The organism is Marinomonas communis (assembly GCF_004363305.1).
In the GTDB taxonomy this organism is placed as follows: Bacteria; Pseudomonadota; Gammaproteobacteria; order Pseudomonadales; family Marinomonadaceae; genus Marinomonas; species Marinomonas communis.
In genome coordinates, this window is record NZ_SNZA01000003.1 from 71628 (window position 1) to 86574 (window position 14947).

The 14947-nt window shown below is 46.5% G+C and carries 12 protein-coding genes; 7 read left to right on the forward strand and 5 right to left on the reverse strand.

Annotated features, from left to right (window positions below; translation table 11 throughout):
- The first annotated feature begins 27 nt into the window (after positions 1–27).
- The 4 genes from C8D85_RS09385 to C8D85_RS09400 are packed head-to-tail and all read left to right on the forward strand — an operon-like array spanning position 28 to position 3804.
- The gene (locus tag C8D85_RS09385; RefSeq protein WP_133562016.1) at positions 28–939 is read left to right on the forward strand and encodes an ABC transporter permease subunit; all 912 of its coding nucleotides are present in this window, start codon (positions 28–30) and stop codon (positions 937–939) included.
- Positions 939–2216 carry a high-affinity branched-chain amino acid ABC transporter permease LivM gene (gene livM / locus C8D85_RS09390; RefSeq protein ID WP_133562018.1) on the forward strand — a complete coding sequence of 426 codons (1278 nt, stop codon included), beginning with the start codon at positions 939–941 and terminating at the stop codon, positions 2214–2216. Before C8D85_RS09385 ends, livM begins: the two co-directional genes overlap by 1 nt.
- Positions 2213–3094, forward strand: coding sequence for an ABC transporter ATP-binding protein (locus C8D85_RS09395; protein WP_133562020.1), 882 nt, complete (start codon positions 2213–2215; stop codon positions 3092–3094). The genes livM and C8D85_RS09395 overlap by 4 nt, the downstream gene beginning before the upstream one ends.
- On the forward strand, positions 3091–3804 hold the full coding sequence (locus C8D85_RS09400; protein ID WP_133562022.1) for an ABC transporter ATP-binding protein: 714 nt from the start codon (positions 3091–3093) through the stop codon (positions 3802–3804). The genes C8D85_RS09395 and C8D85_RS09400 overlap by 4 nt, the downstream gene beginning before the upstream one ends.
- Before the next feature lie 99 nt (positions 3805–3903).
- Here C8D85_RS09400 and tsaC read toward each other — a convergent pair whose 3' ends face one another.
- The 5 genes from tsaC to glnA form a co-directional block, all read right to left on the reverse strand.
- Entirely contained in the window at positions 3904–4461 is a 558-nt protein-coding gene (gene tsaC / locus C8D85_RS09405) for an L-threonylcarbamoyladenylate synthase type 1 TsaC (protein WP_133562024.1), read from the reverse strand.
- 82 nt (positions 4462–4543) lie between these two features.
- Complete coding sequence (locus C8D85_RS09410) at positions 4544–4924, reverse strand: DUF3461 family protein (protein WP_133562026.1); 381 nt, start codon at positions 4922–4924, stop codon at positions 4544–4546.
- Between the two features lie 174 nt (positions 4925–5098).
- Positions 5099–6529 carry a nitrogen regulation protein NR(I) gene (gene ntrC / locus C8D85_RS09415; protein WP_133562028.1) on the reverse strand — a complete coding sequence of 477 codons (1431 nt, stop codon included), beginning with the start codon at positions 6527–6529 and terminating at the stop codon, positions 5099–5101.
- Between the two features lie 9 nt (positions 6530–6538).
- Positions 6539–7609: a nitrogen regulation protein NR(II) gene (gene glnL / locus C8D85_RS09420; protein WP_133562030.1), complete on the reverse strand. Its 1071-nt coding sequence runs from the start codon at positions 7607–7609 to the stop codon at positions 6539–6541.
- Positions 7610–7878: 269 nt separating this feature from the next.
- Entirely contained in the window at positions 7879–9285 is a 1407-nt protein-coding gene (gene glnA / locus C8D85_RS09425; RefSeq protein WP_133562032.1) for a glutamate--ammonia ligase, read from the reverse strand.
- A gap of 332 nt (positions 9286–9617) precedes the next feature.
- On the opposite strand from glnA, the gene thiI reads away from it, so the two are divergent.
- From thiI to typA, 3 genes are all read left to right on the forward strand, one after another.
- A complete protein-coding gene (thiI, locus tag C8D85_RS09430; protein WP_133562034.1) occupies positions 9618–11069 on the forward strand; it encodes a tRNA uracil 4-sulfurtransferase ThiI in 1452 nt (483 codons plus the stop codon).
- 229 nt (positions 11070–11298) lie between these two features.
- Positions 11299–12885, forward strand: a complete 1587-nt coding sequence (locus C8D85_RS09435) for a methyl-accepting chemotaxis protein (RefSeq protein WP_133562036.1) — start codon at positions 11299–11301, stop codon at positions 12883–12885.
- Positions 12886–13081: 196 nt separating this feature from the next.
- Positions 13082–14899: a translational GTPase TypA gene (gene typA / locus C8D85_RS09440; protein WP_133562038.1), complete on the forward strand. Its 1818-nt coding sequence runs from the start codon at positions 13082–13084 to the stop codon at positions 14897–14899.
- Positions 14900–14947 lie beyond the last annotated feature (48 nt).

A 14947-nucleotide genomic window follows, 5' to 3' on the forward strand; every position in this document is an offset into this window, starting at 1 on the left:
TTCCAATTCCCTTAGAGGTTTTCTTCGATGGATATCGTTCTTCAGCAGTTAGTAAACGGCCTAACACTTGGTTCTGTTTACGGGCTCATCGCAATTGGATATACCATGGTTTATGGCATCATCGGCATGATCAACTTTGCCCATGGTGATGTGTACATGGTCTCTAGTTATCTCACCGCTATTGCGATCGCCTTACTTACATTTTTTGGTATGGAATCGTTCCCGATCATTATTTTTGGGACGCTTATTTTCACTATCGTCGTAACCGGCGCCTATGGATGGGTAATAGAACGAGTGGCTTATAGACCGCTTCGTAACTCTAGCCGACTTTCGGTACTCATTTCTGCCATCGGTATGTCGTTGATCCTGCAAAACTATGTGCAGATCTCACAGGGTGCTCGCCAGCAAGGTGTTCCTACATTATTAACAGGTGCTATTCGTTTCGATGTGGGCGATGGTTTCGTGCAAATCACTTACATGAAACTGTTTATCCTGTTCGCTGCCTTCTTAGGAATGGGTGTACTCACTTACATTATTCAGAAAACGAAGCTGGGACGTATGTGTCGTGCGACACAGCAGGACCGTAAAATGGCTTCGATTTTAGGTATCAATACAGATCGAATCATCTCGTCTGTCTTCGTTATTGGTGCGGCTATGGCGGCGCTGGCTGGGGTGCTGATTACGCTGGACTACGGCGCATTCGACTTCTACGTTGGCTTCATCATTGGTATCAAAGCGTTTACCGCTGCGGTATTAGGTGGGATTGGTTCCTTGCCTGGTGCCATGCTCGGTGGGGTAATCCTAGGGCTATCAGAAGCGCTCTTCGCAGGCCTTATTTCTTCAGACTACAAAGACGTATTTTCTTTCTCTCTGTTGGTGATCATTTTGATTTTCCGTCCAAGTGGTCTTCTGGGTAAACCTGAAGTGGAGAAAGTGTAATGAGCCAACAAACAAATGGAATCAGCATAGCGGCGGCGGTGAAAGACACCATCATCGCTGGCTTGTTAGCACTAATTGTGTTCGGCCCAGTGGTGGGTGTACTACTGGATGGCTATGAATTCAATTTACGTGCTGGTGATGTCGCCTCAATTGTTGCAGTGGTCATGGCGGGGCGCTTTGCTTTGTCTGTGTTCTCACAAACGGAGTTTGGTAAAGCCTTTTTATACCGCCAGTCTACGAAAGACGATGGGGTTGTGGTTACGGCACCAGATTATAAAAGCAAAATGCGTTTTATTATTCCTTTGGTGATTGTCATTGGTTTAATCGCACCTTTTATCGCGTCTAAGTATGTGCTAACCATCGTAATTTTGGGCTTGATCTACGTTCTTTTAGGCTTGGGCTTGAACATCGTGGTGGGCTTAGCTGGCTTGTTAGACTTAGGCTTCGTAGGCTTTTATGCCATTGGTGCTTACGGTTTAGCGCTTGGTTATGAAAACCTTGGACTTGGCTTTTGGTCAATGCTGCCACTTGCAGCCATTATGGCGGCCATCTCTGGGGCGATACTCGGTTTCCCTGTGCTACGAATGCACGGTGACTATTTAGCCATCGTAACCTTAGGCTTTGGTGAAATTATCCGACTAGTACTGACAAACTGGACCGAATTCACTCATGGTCCAAACGGTGTGTCTGCGCCACTACCAACGCTGTTTGGTTTGGAATTTAAGCGACGTTCGAAAGAAGGGACGCCGTTCCACGAGTTCTTTGGGTTGCCTTATGACTCGGCCTACAAGTACATCTTTATCTACTTGATATTGTTCCTAGTCGTGTTAGCGGTTTTATACGTTAAACACCGACTAACGCGCATGCCAATTGGTCGTGCTTGGGAAGCATTACGTGAAGATGAAATCGCATGTCGTTCACTTGGTCTTAACCACGTATTGGTGAAGTTGTCAGCGTTTATGCTAGGTGCCTCAACAGGTGGTTTAGCGGGTGTATTCTTTGCAACTTATCAAGGTTTCGTTAACCCGTCATCGTTCACTTTCTTCGAATCTGCTTTGATATTGGCGATCGTGGTATTAGGCGGTATGGGCTCGACAGTGGGGGTTGTGATCGCGGCCTTTGTCTTGACGGTTCTGCCAGAAATGCTGCGTGAGTTCGCCGATTACCGAGTTTTGATGTTCGGTATTTTGATGGTAGTGATGATGATTTGGAAGCCTCGCGGTTTGGTACGTGTCACACGTACTGGTTTTGCGACGAGAAAGGGGACGGTTAAATGAGCCAAGATAACATTCTAAAAGTTGAAAACTTGGTGATGCACTTTGGTGGTATCAAAGCGCTTAATGACGTGACCTTTGATATTAAACGAGGCTCAGTGTCTGCGTTAATCGGCCCAAATGGTGCAGGTAAAACCACAGTATTCAACTGTCTAACGGGCTTTTATAAAGCCACTGGTGGTAGCATCTTATTGGATGCTGGCGGCAAGCAAACCAGTGTTGTAAAAGTGCTGGGTGAAAAATTTAAAGGCAGCGATTTCACATCGCCAGCGTCTTTCTTTGAGCGTGTGAAGTATAAGATGTTTGGTGGATCGCACTTGGTCAACCGTGCTGGTTTGGCGCGTACTTTCCAAAACATTCGTCTGTTTAAAGAAATGTCGGTGGTTGAAAACCTACTGGTAGCTCAGCACATGCGAGTTAACCGCGGCATGATGTCCGGCATTCTAAATACCAAAGCATTTCAAAAGTCAGAAGAAGAAGCATTACAACGTGCTTTTTATTGGCTTGAAGTGGTGCATTTGACTGAGTTTGCTAACCGTCTAGCGGGGGAGCTTTCTTACGGCCAACAGCGTCGTTTGGAAATCGCTCGTGCGATGTGTACGAACCCTGAAATTGTGTGCTTGGACGAGCCCGCTGCAGGTCTTAACCCATCGGAAACGGAAGCATTGGCTTCCATGATTCGCGTGTTAAGGGATGAGCATAACACCACGGTGCTGTTGATCGAGCACGATATGGGGATGGTTATGAACATTTCCGATTACATCGTAGTACTGGACCATGGTGAGGTGATCGCTAAAGGTGGTCCAGATGATATTAAATCAAATCCTAAAGTCATCGCGGCTTATTTAGGTGCTGAAGAAGGTGAAGAGGTGACTCTATGACAACCCTATTAGAGTTTAAAGATGTTGATGTTCACTACGGACCGATTCAAGCCCTTAAAAAAGTCAGTCTAGATGTCAAAGAAGGTGAGATCGCTACCATGATCGGCTCCAACGGTGCAGGTAAATCCACCTTGTTGATGTCGATCTTTGGTCAGCCAAGAATCTCAAGTGGTCAGATTATTTACCGTGGCGAAGACATCTCGCAAAAGTCAGCCCATTACGTGGCGTCAAATGGCTTAGCGCAATCACCTGAGGGGCGTCGCATATTTCCTGGTATGTCGGTAGAAGAAAACCTTTTGATGGGAACGATACCGATTGGTATGGAGCATTGTGACGAAGACATGCAGCGTATGTTTGAGCTGTTTCCACGCCTCAAAGAGCGCCGAAATCAACGAGCATCCACCATGTCTGGTGGTGAGCAACAAATGCTTGCTATCGCACGTGCGTTGATGAGTCGTCCAAAGCTGTTATTGCTGGACGAGCCGAGCTTGGGATTGGCGCCGATCATTGTTAAGCAGATCTTCAAGATCTTGGAAGATGTGGCCAGCACCGGCATGACGATCTTCCTTGTGGAGCAAAACGCCAACCATGCCCTGAAGCTTGCAGACCGTGGCTATGTAATGGTCAATGGTGAGATTCGCCTCACGGGGACTGGTGAAGAGTTGCTGGTAAACCCTGAAGTACGTGAGGCGTATCTGGGCGGCCACTGATGATTAAAGGCTCACGTTAGATGAGCCTAAGCGAAAAGAACCACCTAAAAATATCATAAAGGGGAACCAAAAACCGGGTCTGTTCAAGGCTCGGTTTTTTTATGCGCGAAACTGCTTCCCCGTGAGGATATCCAGCACTTGTGAAGGTTTTGCTGCATCGCCTATAGACTGATCGAAGATGGCGTCGCAGCGATCTTGGAAATACGCCAGTACCTCTTCTTTGCTTTTAGCTGGCTCTAAGCCCGCAGGGTTAGCTGAGGTGGAAACGATGGCGCCATCATAGGCATTGCATAGCTCAATTACAGGAACATGCTGACTTAAGCGAATGGCAACGCTTTGGTGCTCACCGCGAACCCAGGCGGGTGTGATGGTTGTGTCTGGCACCACCCAAGAGGTGGGGGAGTCTGTTTTGGAAATCAGTCGTTCGTATGCATCGATTGGAAGGCATGCTTGCCAAGGCGTCAGTTGTTGCGCATCGCCTGTTATCAGGATCAGTCCTTTTTCTACTGGGCGTGATTTTAAGCTAAGAATTTTATGAACCGCTTGTTCATTAAAAGGGTCGCAGCCTAAGCCCCATACGGCTTCAGTTGGGTAGGCAACCACGCCACCTTGGCGCAGGATGTCTGCAATTTGGTCAGGGTTGGATGAGATCAGCATGGTAAACTCCGTAAAAACGTGTCACGGAGTTTACTGATAACTTGAGTCAACGGCTAGCACCCTTGCCGCCGTTGCGAGAGATTTACGAAAGTTTCTCGATCTTCTCTTTGATTTCAGCGATCTTACTCGCCATAACGCGCTCAAGGTGATCTAGTTCTTTAACTAGGTCTTCTTTGGTTAGCTTATCTTCAAACTCTTGGCCTAATAGACGGCCAAGCTCGTCAACTGCACGTAACACCACTAGTGAAGGCTCACTAACCTCACGGTATTGCTGTTGTCCGCCGTCTGCTAATACTGTGCGAGTAGCACGACCGAATTTGAACTTCTTGCTTTTTGGTAGCAAAGAGCCTTTTTCGCGACGGTAGTAAATTTTTAGAACGTCAAAGCCGCCTTCATAGCGAAGCGTGTACTTTTCGATGTTTTCAAAGCTGTTAATGCCCATTGACTCAAGAGTTGGGTACATAAGTAAATCCTTATTTTAGTGCCGTTTCAGTACTCTTTATGTAAGGGGATTGTTGCCAGAAATGCAAGAAAAAGTGATAGGAAAAGTCTATAAACGACACCCTTCTATGCGCTAGAGCGGGGTGTCGTTTAGAGGGCAGCGCCAATCAGCGCTTAATGGTGAAAAGTAGCGAAATCAATCGTCGTCACTGTCGGAGTTATCAATGCCCAGCTCTTTGATTTTACGTGTCAGGGTATTACGTCCCCAGCCAAGTAATAGCGAAGCATCGCGACGACGGCCTGCGGTATGAGTCAAGGCTGTTTCGATCATGATACGCTCGAACTTTGGTACAGCTTGCTCAAGGATGCCTTTTTGGCCGCTTGCTAATGCACTGTCTACCCAGTTTTTCAATGCGTCTTCCCAAGAGCCGTACGGGCGCTCAGATGGTGTTGCATTGAGTAACTCTGGTGGCAAGTCTTCAATCAGTACTTCACGGCCTGAAGCCATGACGATTAACCAGCGACATGTGTTCTCAAGTTGGCGCACGTTGCCAGGCCAGTCGAGACGACTCATGTAGTTCTCGGTTTCTTTGGTCAATACTTTCGGCTCAACATGAAGCTCCTCTGCTGCGCGACTTAAGAAGTGGCGAGCTAACTTAGGAATGTCTTCACGGCGTTCAGCCAATTTAGGCAAGTGAATACGGATAACGTTTAAGCGGTGGAATAAGTCTTCACGGAATGAGCCTTTTGTCACCAATCCTTCAAGATCTTGGTGGGTCGCTGCAATGATACGCACATCCACTTTGACCGGAGTATGGCCACCGACGCGATAGAATTCGCCATCGGCTAACACACGCAATAGGCGGGTTTGCGTTTCCGCAGGCATATCACCGATTTCATCAAGAAACAGCGTGCCACCATTGGCCTGTTCGAAGCGTCCACGGCGCTGGGTATTCGCCCCGGTAAAAGCACCTTTTTCGTGACCGAATAACTCGGACTCTATGAGGTCGTGAGGAATGGCTGCCATGTTTAGGGCAATAAATGGGTTGGCCGCTCTTGGGCTATGACGGTGTAGGGCTTGCGCAACTAATTCTTTACCGGTGCCGGATTCACCATTGATCAAAACGGTGATGTTTGAATTGGCAAGACGGCCAATAGCGCGAAAGACTTCCTGCATCGCTGGTGCTTCACCGATGATTTCTTTCTGTGCCAGTGGCTCGCTTTCTTCCTCGTTGAGGATTTCCGGCTTGGATTTGTTATGGTGCAAAATGGCACGTTTTATTAAGCTGACGGCTTCTTCTACATCAAATGGCTTTGGTAGGTATTCAAACGCACCACCTTGATAAGAAGCTACCGCACTCTCAAGATCTGAGTGGGCTGTCATAATGATCACCGGAATGTAAGGGTGATCTTTTTGCAATTGACTTAATAGTGCTAGGCCATCCATGCCTGGCATGCGAATGTCGCTGATGATAACTGTGGGTTGCTCTTTGCCAATCATACTGGCTAAGGCTTCTGCGGATTCAAACAGACGACACTGAATGCCTTCTTGTTCAAGGGTTTTCTCTAATACCCAACGAATTGAACGATCATCATCGACGATCCAAACGGTTTCTTGTTGTGACATGTGCTCCTCCTAGCCCGTCACCGATTTTTCGATCGGTATTAGGATGTTGAATTCTGTGTGCTGTGGTTGGCTGTTGCATTCAATGATGCCATTGTGTTGGTGAATGACAGATTGTGCGATGGATAACCCTAATCCTGTGCCATCAGCACGTCCGCTCACCATTGGATAGAACAGCGTTTTCATTATGTTTTCCGGAATTCCGGGACCGTTATCAACAATGCTTAAACGGCACACTAGGCGGTGACGTTTAGCGCCGATGGTGAACTGGCGCAAGGTGCGAGTGGATACGGTTATTTGTTTTTCTAAGTTCTCTTGTTGTGATATCAGTGCCTGCATTGCATTGCGCATGACGTTTAGGACTGACTGGATAAGCTGGGCTTCATCGCCCACGATATCTGGGATACTTGGGTCGTAATCTCGTATGAGTTTGATCTGACCTTCCGATTCAACGGAAATAAGCTGATTAACGCGTTCAATTACCCGGTGAATATTCAAAGGCTTGTATTGTGGTAATTGACGTGGTCCAAGTAAGCGATCGACGAGATCTCTTAAACGGTCGGACTCTTCGATAATCACTTGGGTGTAATCTTTTAGGCCTTCATCATCAAACACCTTACTGATCAACTGCGCCGCACCACGAATACCACCTAATGGGTTCTTGATTTCGTGGGCTAAGCCGCGCACTAATTCTTTGCTGGTCTGGTGATTGGCAATCAGCTCATCTTCTTTTGAGATGCGCTTCATGCGGTCTCGTGGGTGTAACTCAATCAACAAACTATCGGTAATATTGAGAGCACCCATCACTGGGGTTACGTTGTAATCACAGAGTAAGGTTTTGCCTGTGGTTAACGTGATTTCAGCTTCTCGCTTTGTGAAGGCGTGGCCAGATTCAATTGCAGCTAGTAAAGCGCTGCGGCTAGCTTCGTCCTCGCTCAAAGCTGAAGCCAAATCTTGGCCGTAGATACGGCGTCGACTGACTTCCAGCATCATTTCTGCCGACGGGTTGAGATACTCAATACAAAGCTCTCTGTTTAACTGTAAAACCGCTGTGGATAAATGGTCGATCAGTAAACTGTACACCGATATAGCCTCTTAAAATCGCTTTGAGTGATGCATTTGAGTGCGTTGCTTGGCGAGCACTTAGGGCAGCATTCACGTGAATAAAGAAAGCATTGCAAAATACGAACCAACATTGGGCATTTGTGAAGGCCTTATTTTACTGAGCTTTATAAGTAATTTAGCATTCACGTACGCACTAAAATAGTGCGCAATATGGCTGGCGCATTAAAAAAAGGCAAAAAAAAGCCCCAACATAGGTCGGGGCTTTCGGTATAAAGTATTACGAGAAATTATACGCTGTAGTAAAGGTCGAACTCGATTGGGTGAGTTGTCATGTTTACTAGCTCAACTTCTTGAGACTTAAGTGCGATGTAAGCGTCGATCATGTCATCAGAGAATACGCCGCCTTCTGTTAGGAATGCGCGATCTTCGCTTAGGCAGTTAAGAGCTTCTTCAAGGCTACCTGCAACTGTAGGGATAGCCAATGCTTCCTCAGCTGGTAGGTCGTATAGATCTTTGTCAGCTGCATCCCCTGGGTGGATCTTGTTCTTGATACCGTCGATACCAGCCATCAACATTGCTGCGAAACATAGGTATGGGTTAGCGGTTGGATCCGCGAAACGTGCTTCGATACGCTTGCCTTTAGGAGACGCAACGTATGGGATACGGATAGAAGCAGAACGGTTACGAGCAGAGTAAGCAAGCATAACTGGTGCTTCGAAACCTGGTACAAGACGCTTGTAAGAGTTAGTAGAAGCGTTTGCGAAAGCGTTGATTGCTTTAGCGTGCTTGATGATACCGCCGATGTAGTACAACGCCATTTCAGATAGGCCAGCGTACTGATCGCCTGCGAATTGGTTTTCGCCGTCTTTCCAGAAAGATTGGTGAACGTGCATACCAGAACCGTTGTCACCAACGATTGGCTTAGGCATGAAAGTAGCAGTTTTGCCGTATGCGTGAGCAACGTTGTGTACGCAGTACTTCATTACCTGAACTTCGTCAGCTTTCTTAACTAGAGTGTTGAATTTAACACCGATTTCGTTCTGACCAGCGGTCGCAACTTCGTGGTGGTGTACTTCAACTTCTTGGCCCATTGCTTCGATAGCAGCACACATTGCAGTACGGATCTCGTGGTGAGAATCAACTGGTGGTACTGGGAAGTAGCCGCCTTTAACGCGTGGACGGTGGCCAGTGTTGCCGCCTTCGAAAGATTTGTTAGTAGACCAAGCTGCTTCTTCAGAGTTGATCTGAACGCTACAGCCAGACATGTCTGCGTGCCATTTAACATCGTCGAAGATGAAGAATTCTGGCTCTGGACCGAAGAATGCAGTGTCACCAAGACCAGTAGACTTAAGGAACTCTTCAGCGCGAAGTGCTACAGAGCGTGGGTCGCGATCGTAACCTTGCATAGTTGCAGGCTCGATGATGTTACAACGAACGATAACAGTAGATTCTTCTGTGAATGGATCAAGAAGAGCTGTGTCGTCTTGTGGCATCATGATCATGTCTGATTCGTTGATGCCTTTCCAACCTGCAATAGAAGAACCGTCAAACATTTGACCAGTTTCGAAGAATTCTTCGTCAACACCAGCAGCTGGGATAGTTACGTGTTGTTCTTTACCTTTGAAGTCAGTGAAACGTAGGTCAATCCACTTTACGTCGTGCTCAGCGATCAAACCAAGAGTCTTGTTTGACATAATTGTTCTCCAATGTTGTGTAAACGAAATTTCTTTCGGCATTCAATTCTGCTTCACAATGAAGCGTTGTTGCGGAAATACAAAGCACAAGTTGTGCCAGAATTTTGGGCGCACATTAAATATTAATAATATCAATGGCTTATATTTGAAGTGCAATTTTAAGGGTATCCCTTTGCACTTTATTGATCCGAAATAAAAATGCCAATGAACCAATATAGTGCATATGTTCGGGTTGGTGTGTTTTTTTGGTGCAAAGATTGGGGTTGGTTTCACTGAGATATGCTTTATACTGTGCGCCCTTCAAGACTGACTGTACGAAAAACATACACCCAATGAAATTTATCGTTAAATTCTTTCCAGAAATCACCATAAAGAGCCGCCCTGTTCGCAAAGCATTCATCAAGCAACTTCGTCAAAATATTCGTCACGTGTTACGTGATCATGATGAAAATGTGACGGTGGCAGGTAACTGGGACTATATAGAAGTTCTTTCTGATCACGAATCTCAGCGAGACGCATTTGTTGAATCGCTGCGTAACATCGCAGGTATTGCGCATTTTCAATACGTTCGTGAGTTTCCATTGACGACTCTAGATAGCATCGTTGATGAGGCTATGGTGTCTTACGGTGATGTGCTGAAAGATTCTGTATTTGCGGTGCGTGTGAAACGTGTCGGCCAGCATGACTTTAGTTCTGTGGAAGCGGAACGACACATTGGTGGGGCTCTTAAGGCACGCAGTGGAGCCTTAGCCGTACGCTTAAAGAATCCGGAAGTATTGGTTCCTATTGATATTCGTGATGATCGTGTGTGGATGATCGAGCAGCGTATCGAAGGTCTCGGTGGTTACCCATTAGGTTCTCAGGATGCGGTGCTGTCATTAATTTCTGGTGGTTATGATTCAACAGTCAGCTCATTTATGACCATGAGTCGCGGACTTAAAACTCACTTTTGTTTCTTTAACCTTGGGGGCGATGCGCACGAGATTGGCGTGAAGCAAGTGTCTCACTTCTTATGGGAAAAGTACGGCTCTAATTTAGGTGTGAAATTCATCACGATTCCTTTTGAAGACGTGGTGGGTGAGATCCTAAATAATGTAGATAACTCTGAGATGGGTGTTATCCTTAAGCGAATGATGTTGCGTGCAGCATCAAAAGTGATGGAAGGGGTTAGCGCTAAGGCACTGGTAACCGGTGAAAGCATTGCTCAAGTGTCCAGCCAGACACTGGTTAACTTAAAAGTCATCGATAATGTAACGGATGATTTGGTGATTCGTCCTCTAGTAACCATGAATAAGCAAGAGATCATCGATAAAGCCAAAGAAATCGGTACTGCGCCATTTGCGGCAAGTATGCCGGAATTTTGTGGTGTCATCTCTGTGAAGCCAACCACACGTGCGAAAATGCACCGAGTAGAGCGTGAGGAAGCGAAGTTCAATTTCGACGTATTGGACAATGCTGTCAACAATGCTCGAGTAATGTCGATTCAAGATGTTATTGAAGATGTGAACAAGCAGTACCAAGGTGAAGTACCCGTTGTTCGCATGCCGGTAGGCGATGAAATCATTATTGATATTCGCCACCCAGATGAAGTTGAGCGCAACCCAGTTAAGGTATCAGGGCGTCCAGTCCTTAATGTGCCGTTCTTTACTCTAAGCACCAAGTGGTCGACGCTAGACCAAGATGCGACTTACCTACTGTATTGTGGCAAAGGCGTGATGAGTCGCATTCACGCATCGCACCTGCTGTCTAAAGGCAATGAAAACGTAGGTGTGTATTTGCCATAACTCACATCACCTTGCGCTATTTTGGTGCAAGGTGGCTCTCCTTGTGTAATGTACTGTAACGGCTGCACACAGACTAAGTTGTTTTCTAGCTAAATTTACATTGCCCAGCAAATCTATATACGTATGCTTTGTAAGGTAATGTGTCGATTCGGAAAACTGTGACACGCATCAATATTGAAACTCCGCAGAAATATAGACTCGATTCCTTATTACATAAGGAAGGGACTATATGACTTACACGCAACAAGGAGAAGAACGCATATTAGATAAGTCGTCTAATATACTCTCACTCACTACCTTAGACAGTACGATTATATACGTTAACGCAGAGTTTGAATCGATCAGTGGATATGAGTCCTCTGAGCTACTGGGCAAACCACATAACATGATCCGGCACCAAGATATGCCAAAGCTTGCGTTTGCCGATATGTGGCAGCACATACAAGGGCAGCATTCTTGGATGGGGGTGGTAAAAAACTCTTGTAAGGATGGCAGTTATTACTGGGTTGATGCTTATGCAAGCCCCGTGATCAAAGATGGCAAGGTGGTAGAATATCAATCGGTGCGACGAGCGCCGGAGCCTGAGGTAAAGCGTCGAGCTGAGGCTCTTTATCAGCAATTGAATGCATCTTCGAATCCCGAATCAAAACTCCCAACAAAACCAAAGCTCTCCTTCATGATGCGCAATACGGGGATTTTGATGTTGTTGTTTATCGCATCAAGTACAGTATCTTCGAACATCCCCAGTCCGTTCAATTGGCTCGCTAACGGTATGCTGTTCCTAGTGGCGTTAGGATTACTATGGTGGAACTACCAGCCCATAGCCCAAGCGATCCAAAAAGCTCGCGATGTAAGTGATTCAGACTTAGCGGCCTATGTTTACACCGGACGAACTGATGAGGCTGGGTTTATCCGCTTAGCTTTAGCAAAGCTTCGTGGCGAGACGGCGGCAGTAGTGGGGCGCATCAGTAATTTCTCTATTTTGCTGCGTGATAAGCAAAACCATGTTTTTAGTCGAGTTCAATCCAGTGAGCAATCGTTGCACGAGCTGTCTTTAGATTTTCGATCAATTGAACAAGCCACGGATGAGATGGTGGCAGCGGTAGAAGAAGTCGCGCAGACAACTCAAGACGGTGCTCGTGTTACAGAGAAAGCCTTTGCAACCATATCGAATGGTCAACAGGCGATTACTTCCGCTCGTCATGCCATGGACTCCGTTCGTGAGCATATTCGTCAAGCAAACCATGAACTTGCTCAACTGCGCAATGACAGCGAAGCCATAAGCTCTGTCGTCGAGGTTATCCAAGAGGTGGCGGAACAAACCAACTTATTGGCGCTAAATGCTGCGATCGAGGCAGCACGAGCGGGCGAGCAAGGTCGCGGCTTTGCGGTGGTCGCAGACGAGGTCAGAAGTTTGGCGACGCGAACTTATCAATCAACCGAAGACATTATTCAAGCCATTGCTCGTGTCCAAAGCGGGTCATCGTCCGCCTGTGAAAAAATGGATGCTGCTGTTGCATCGGTTGAGCGCCATTATGGTGAGTCCACAAAGGCAGATATGGCAGTGACAGAAGTAAAAGAAGGTTTAGAGCAGATTCACAACCAAGCCCAACAAACCGCCGAAGCCATGAATCAGCAAAGCGAGGTTGCTGTACAGATTAATCAGCGCATTGCTAATGCCGTAACCGTTGCTGCATGTATTGTTGAGACCTGTCGAGAAAACTCTGGGGCTTGTGATGAGCTGTATGAATTGTCGGAAAAGATGGAAAGTATTGCTCAGCAATTTTGGCGTCAGGTAACCGTTCCTAAAAACTAGTTATGGGCAATTGCGGTAGTTGAAACGATTTGGACTTTTTTTGTATTTTTTCGGGAACTTCATAGGAAGTTCACAAAGATAAGGGTACAATTGCGCGAATTTTACCCCGAATGATGAATCTAGGCGGCAGTTAGCGTACCGAAGTCCCGCTTGCCGTGTTGCCTCATTCCATGTCGCTAAATGCAGAGAAATTTTAATGTCTATTGATATCAGTAAGTTACGTAACGTCGCGATCATCGCGCACGTTGACCATGGTAAAACAACGCTGGTTGACCAGCTTCTTAGTCAATCCGGTACGCTAGACCGTAAAGAAATGGGTTCCGAGCGTATCATGGACTCAAACGACCAAGAAAAAGAGCGTGGTATCACCATCTTAGCGAAAAACACCGCTATTAAATGGAATGATTACCGCATCAACATCGTGGACACACCTGGACACGCCGACTTCGGTGGTGAAGTAGAGCGTGTAATGTCGATGGTTGACTCTGTATTACTATTGGTTGACGCAGTAGATGGCCCTATGCCACAAACTCGCTTCGTAACTTCTAAAGCTTTCGAACGTGGTCTTAAGCCAATCGTTGTTATCAACAAGATTGACCGTCCAGGTTCACGCCCTGATTGGGTAATGGATCAAGTATTTGACCTATTTGACTCTCTTGGTGCGACAGAAGAACAGTTAGATTTCCCTGTTATCTACGCGTCAGCATTGAACGGTTTGTCTGGTAACGATCCAGAAGCGTTAGAAGACAGCATGGAACCACTTTACCAAATGATCGTTGATAACGTTCCTGTGCCTGAAGTTGACCCAGAAGCACCGTTCCAAATGCAGGTATCTGCATTGGATTACGACAGCTACGTAGGTGTTATCGGTATCGGTCGTATTACACGCGGTAAACTGTCTCCAAACCAGCAAGTAGTCGTTAAATCTGCTGACGGTAAAGAGCGTAAAGGTAAAGTGCTTAACGTTAAGGGCTACCACGGTCTACAACGTGTTGATACTGATCAAGCTGCGGCAGGTGATATCGTATGTATCACAGGTATCGATGGCCTAAGTATTTCTGACACGCTTTGTGATCCTGAGTGCGTTGAGGCATTGCCAGTACTAACGGTTGATGAGCCAACAGTAAGCATGACGTTCATGGTTAACGACTCACCATTCGCTGGTAAAGAAGGTAAGTTTGTAACGTCTCGTAACATCAAAGACCGTCTAGACCAAGAACTGATCCACAACGTAGCGCTACGTGTGGTACAAGGTGATTCTCCAGATAAATTTATCGTATCAGGCCGTGGTGAGCTTCACTTGTCGGTATTGATCGAAAACATGCGTCGTGAAGGTTTTGAGCTAGGTGTGTCTCGTCCTGAAGTAGTTCAGAAAGAGATCGACGGTGTGATTCAAGAACCATTTGAGCAAGTGGTTATCGACGTTGAAGAGCAGCACCAAGGTTCAATCATGGAAGAGCTAGGTCTGCGTAAAGCTGAGCTAACTAACATGGAGCCAGATGGTAAAGGTCGTGTTCGCCTTGAGTTCATCGTTCCTTCTCGTGGTTTGATTGGTTTCCGTGGTCTGTTCCTAACACTGACTTCTGGTTCTGGTATCATGACAAGTGTCTTTGATCACTACGGTCCAGTGAAAGATGGCGAAGTATCTAGCCGTCAGAACGGTGTATTGATCAGTATGGTGAAAGGTAAGACATTGTCTTACGGTCTATTCAACCTTCAAGATCGTGGTCGTCTATTTAAAGGTCACGGTGAAGAAGTATACGAAGGTCAAATCATCGGTATTCACTCACGTTCAAATGACCTAACAGTGAACCCTACTAAAGCTAAGCAGCTAACGAACGTTCGTGCCTCCGGTACAGACGAAGCGTTGACGCTTACTCCACCAATTCGTCACACACTTGAGCAAGCGCTTGAGTTCATCGAAGATGACGAGCTAGTGGAAGTAACACCAGAAAGCATCCGTCTACGTAAGAAATTGTTGACTGAAAACGAGCGTAAACGCGCTAGCCGCTAATACGTTATCGAGCAGCAGCAAATAGACCGCAAGGTCTTGAGCGGAATG

Coding starts and splice junctions, on each gene's coding strand:
- C8D85_RS09385 (WP_133562016.1), top strand. CDS start 28: ATGGATATCGTTCTTCAGCAGTTAGTAAACGGCCTAACACTTGGTTCT.
- livM (WP_133562018.1), top strand. CDS start 939: ATGAGCCAACAAACAAATGGAATCAGCATAGCGGCGGCGGTGAAAGAC.
- C8D85_RS09395 (WP_133562020.1), top strand. CDS start 2,213: ATGAGCCAAGATAACATTCTAAAAGTTGAAAACTTGGTGATGCACTTT.
- C8D85_RS09400 (WP_133562022.1), top strand. CDS start 3,091: ATGACAACCCTATTAGAGTTTAAAGATGTTGATGTTCACTACGGACCG.
- tsaC (WP_133562024.1), bottom strand. CDS start 4,461: ATGCTGATCTCATCCAACCCTGACCAAATTGCAGACATCCTGCGCCAA.
- C8D85_RS09410 (WP_133562026.1), bottom strand. CDS start 4,924: ATGTACCCAACTCTTGAGTCAATGGGCATTAACAGCTTTGAAAACATC.
- ntrC (WP_133562028.1), bottom strand. CDS start 6,529: ATGTCACAACAAGAAACCGTTTGGATCGTCGATGATGATCGTTCAATT.
- glnA (WP_133562032.1), bottom strand. CDS start 9,285: ATGTCAAACAAGACTCTTGGTTTGATCGCTGAGCACGACGTAAAGTGG.
- thiI (WP_133562034.1), top strand. CDS start 9,618: ATGAAATTTATCGTTAAATTCTTTCCAGAAATCACCATAAAGAGCCGC.
- C8D85_RS09435 (WP_133562036.1), top strand. CDS start 11,299: ATGACTTACACGCAACAAGGAGAAGAACGCATATTAGATAAGTCGTCT.
- typA (WP_133562038.1), top strand. CDS start 13,082: ATGTCTATTGATATCAGTAAGTTACGTAACGTCGCGATCATCGCGCAC.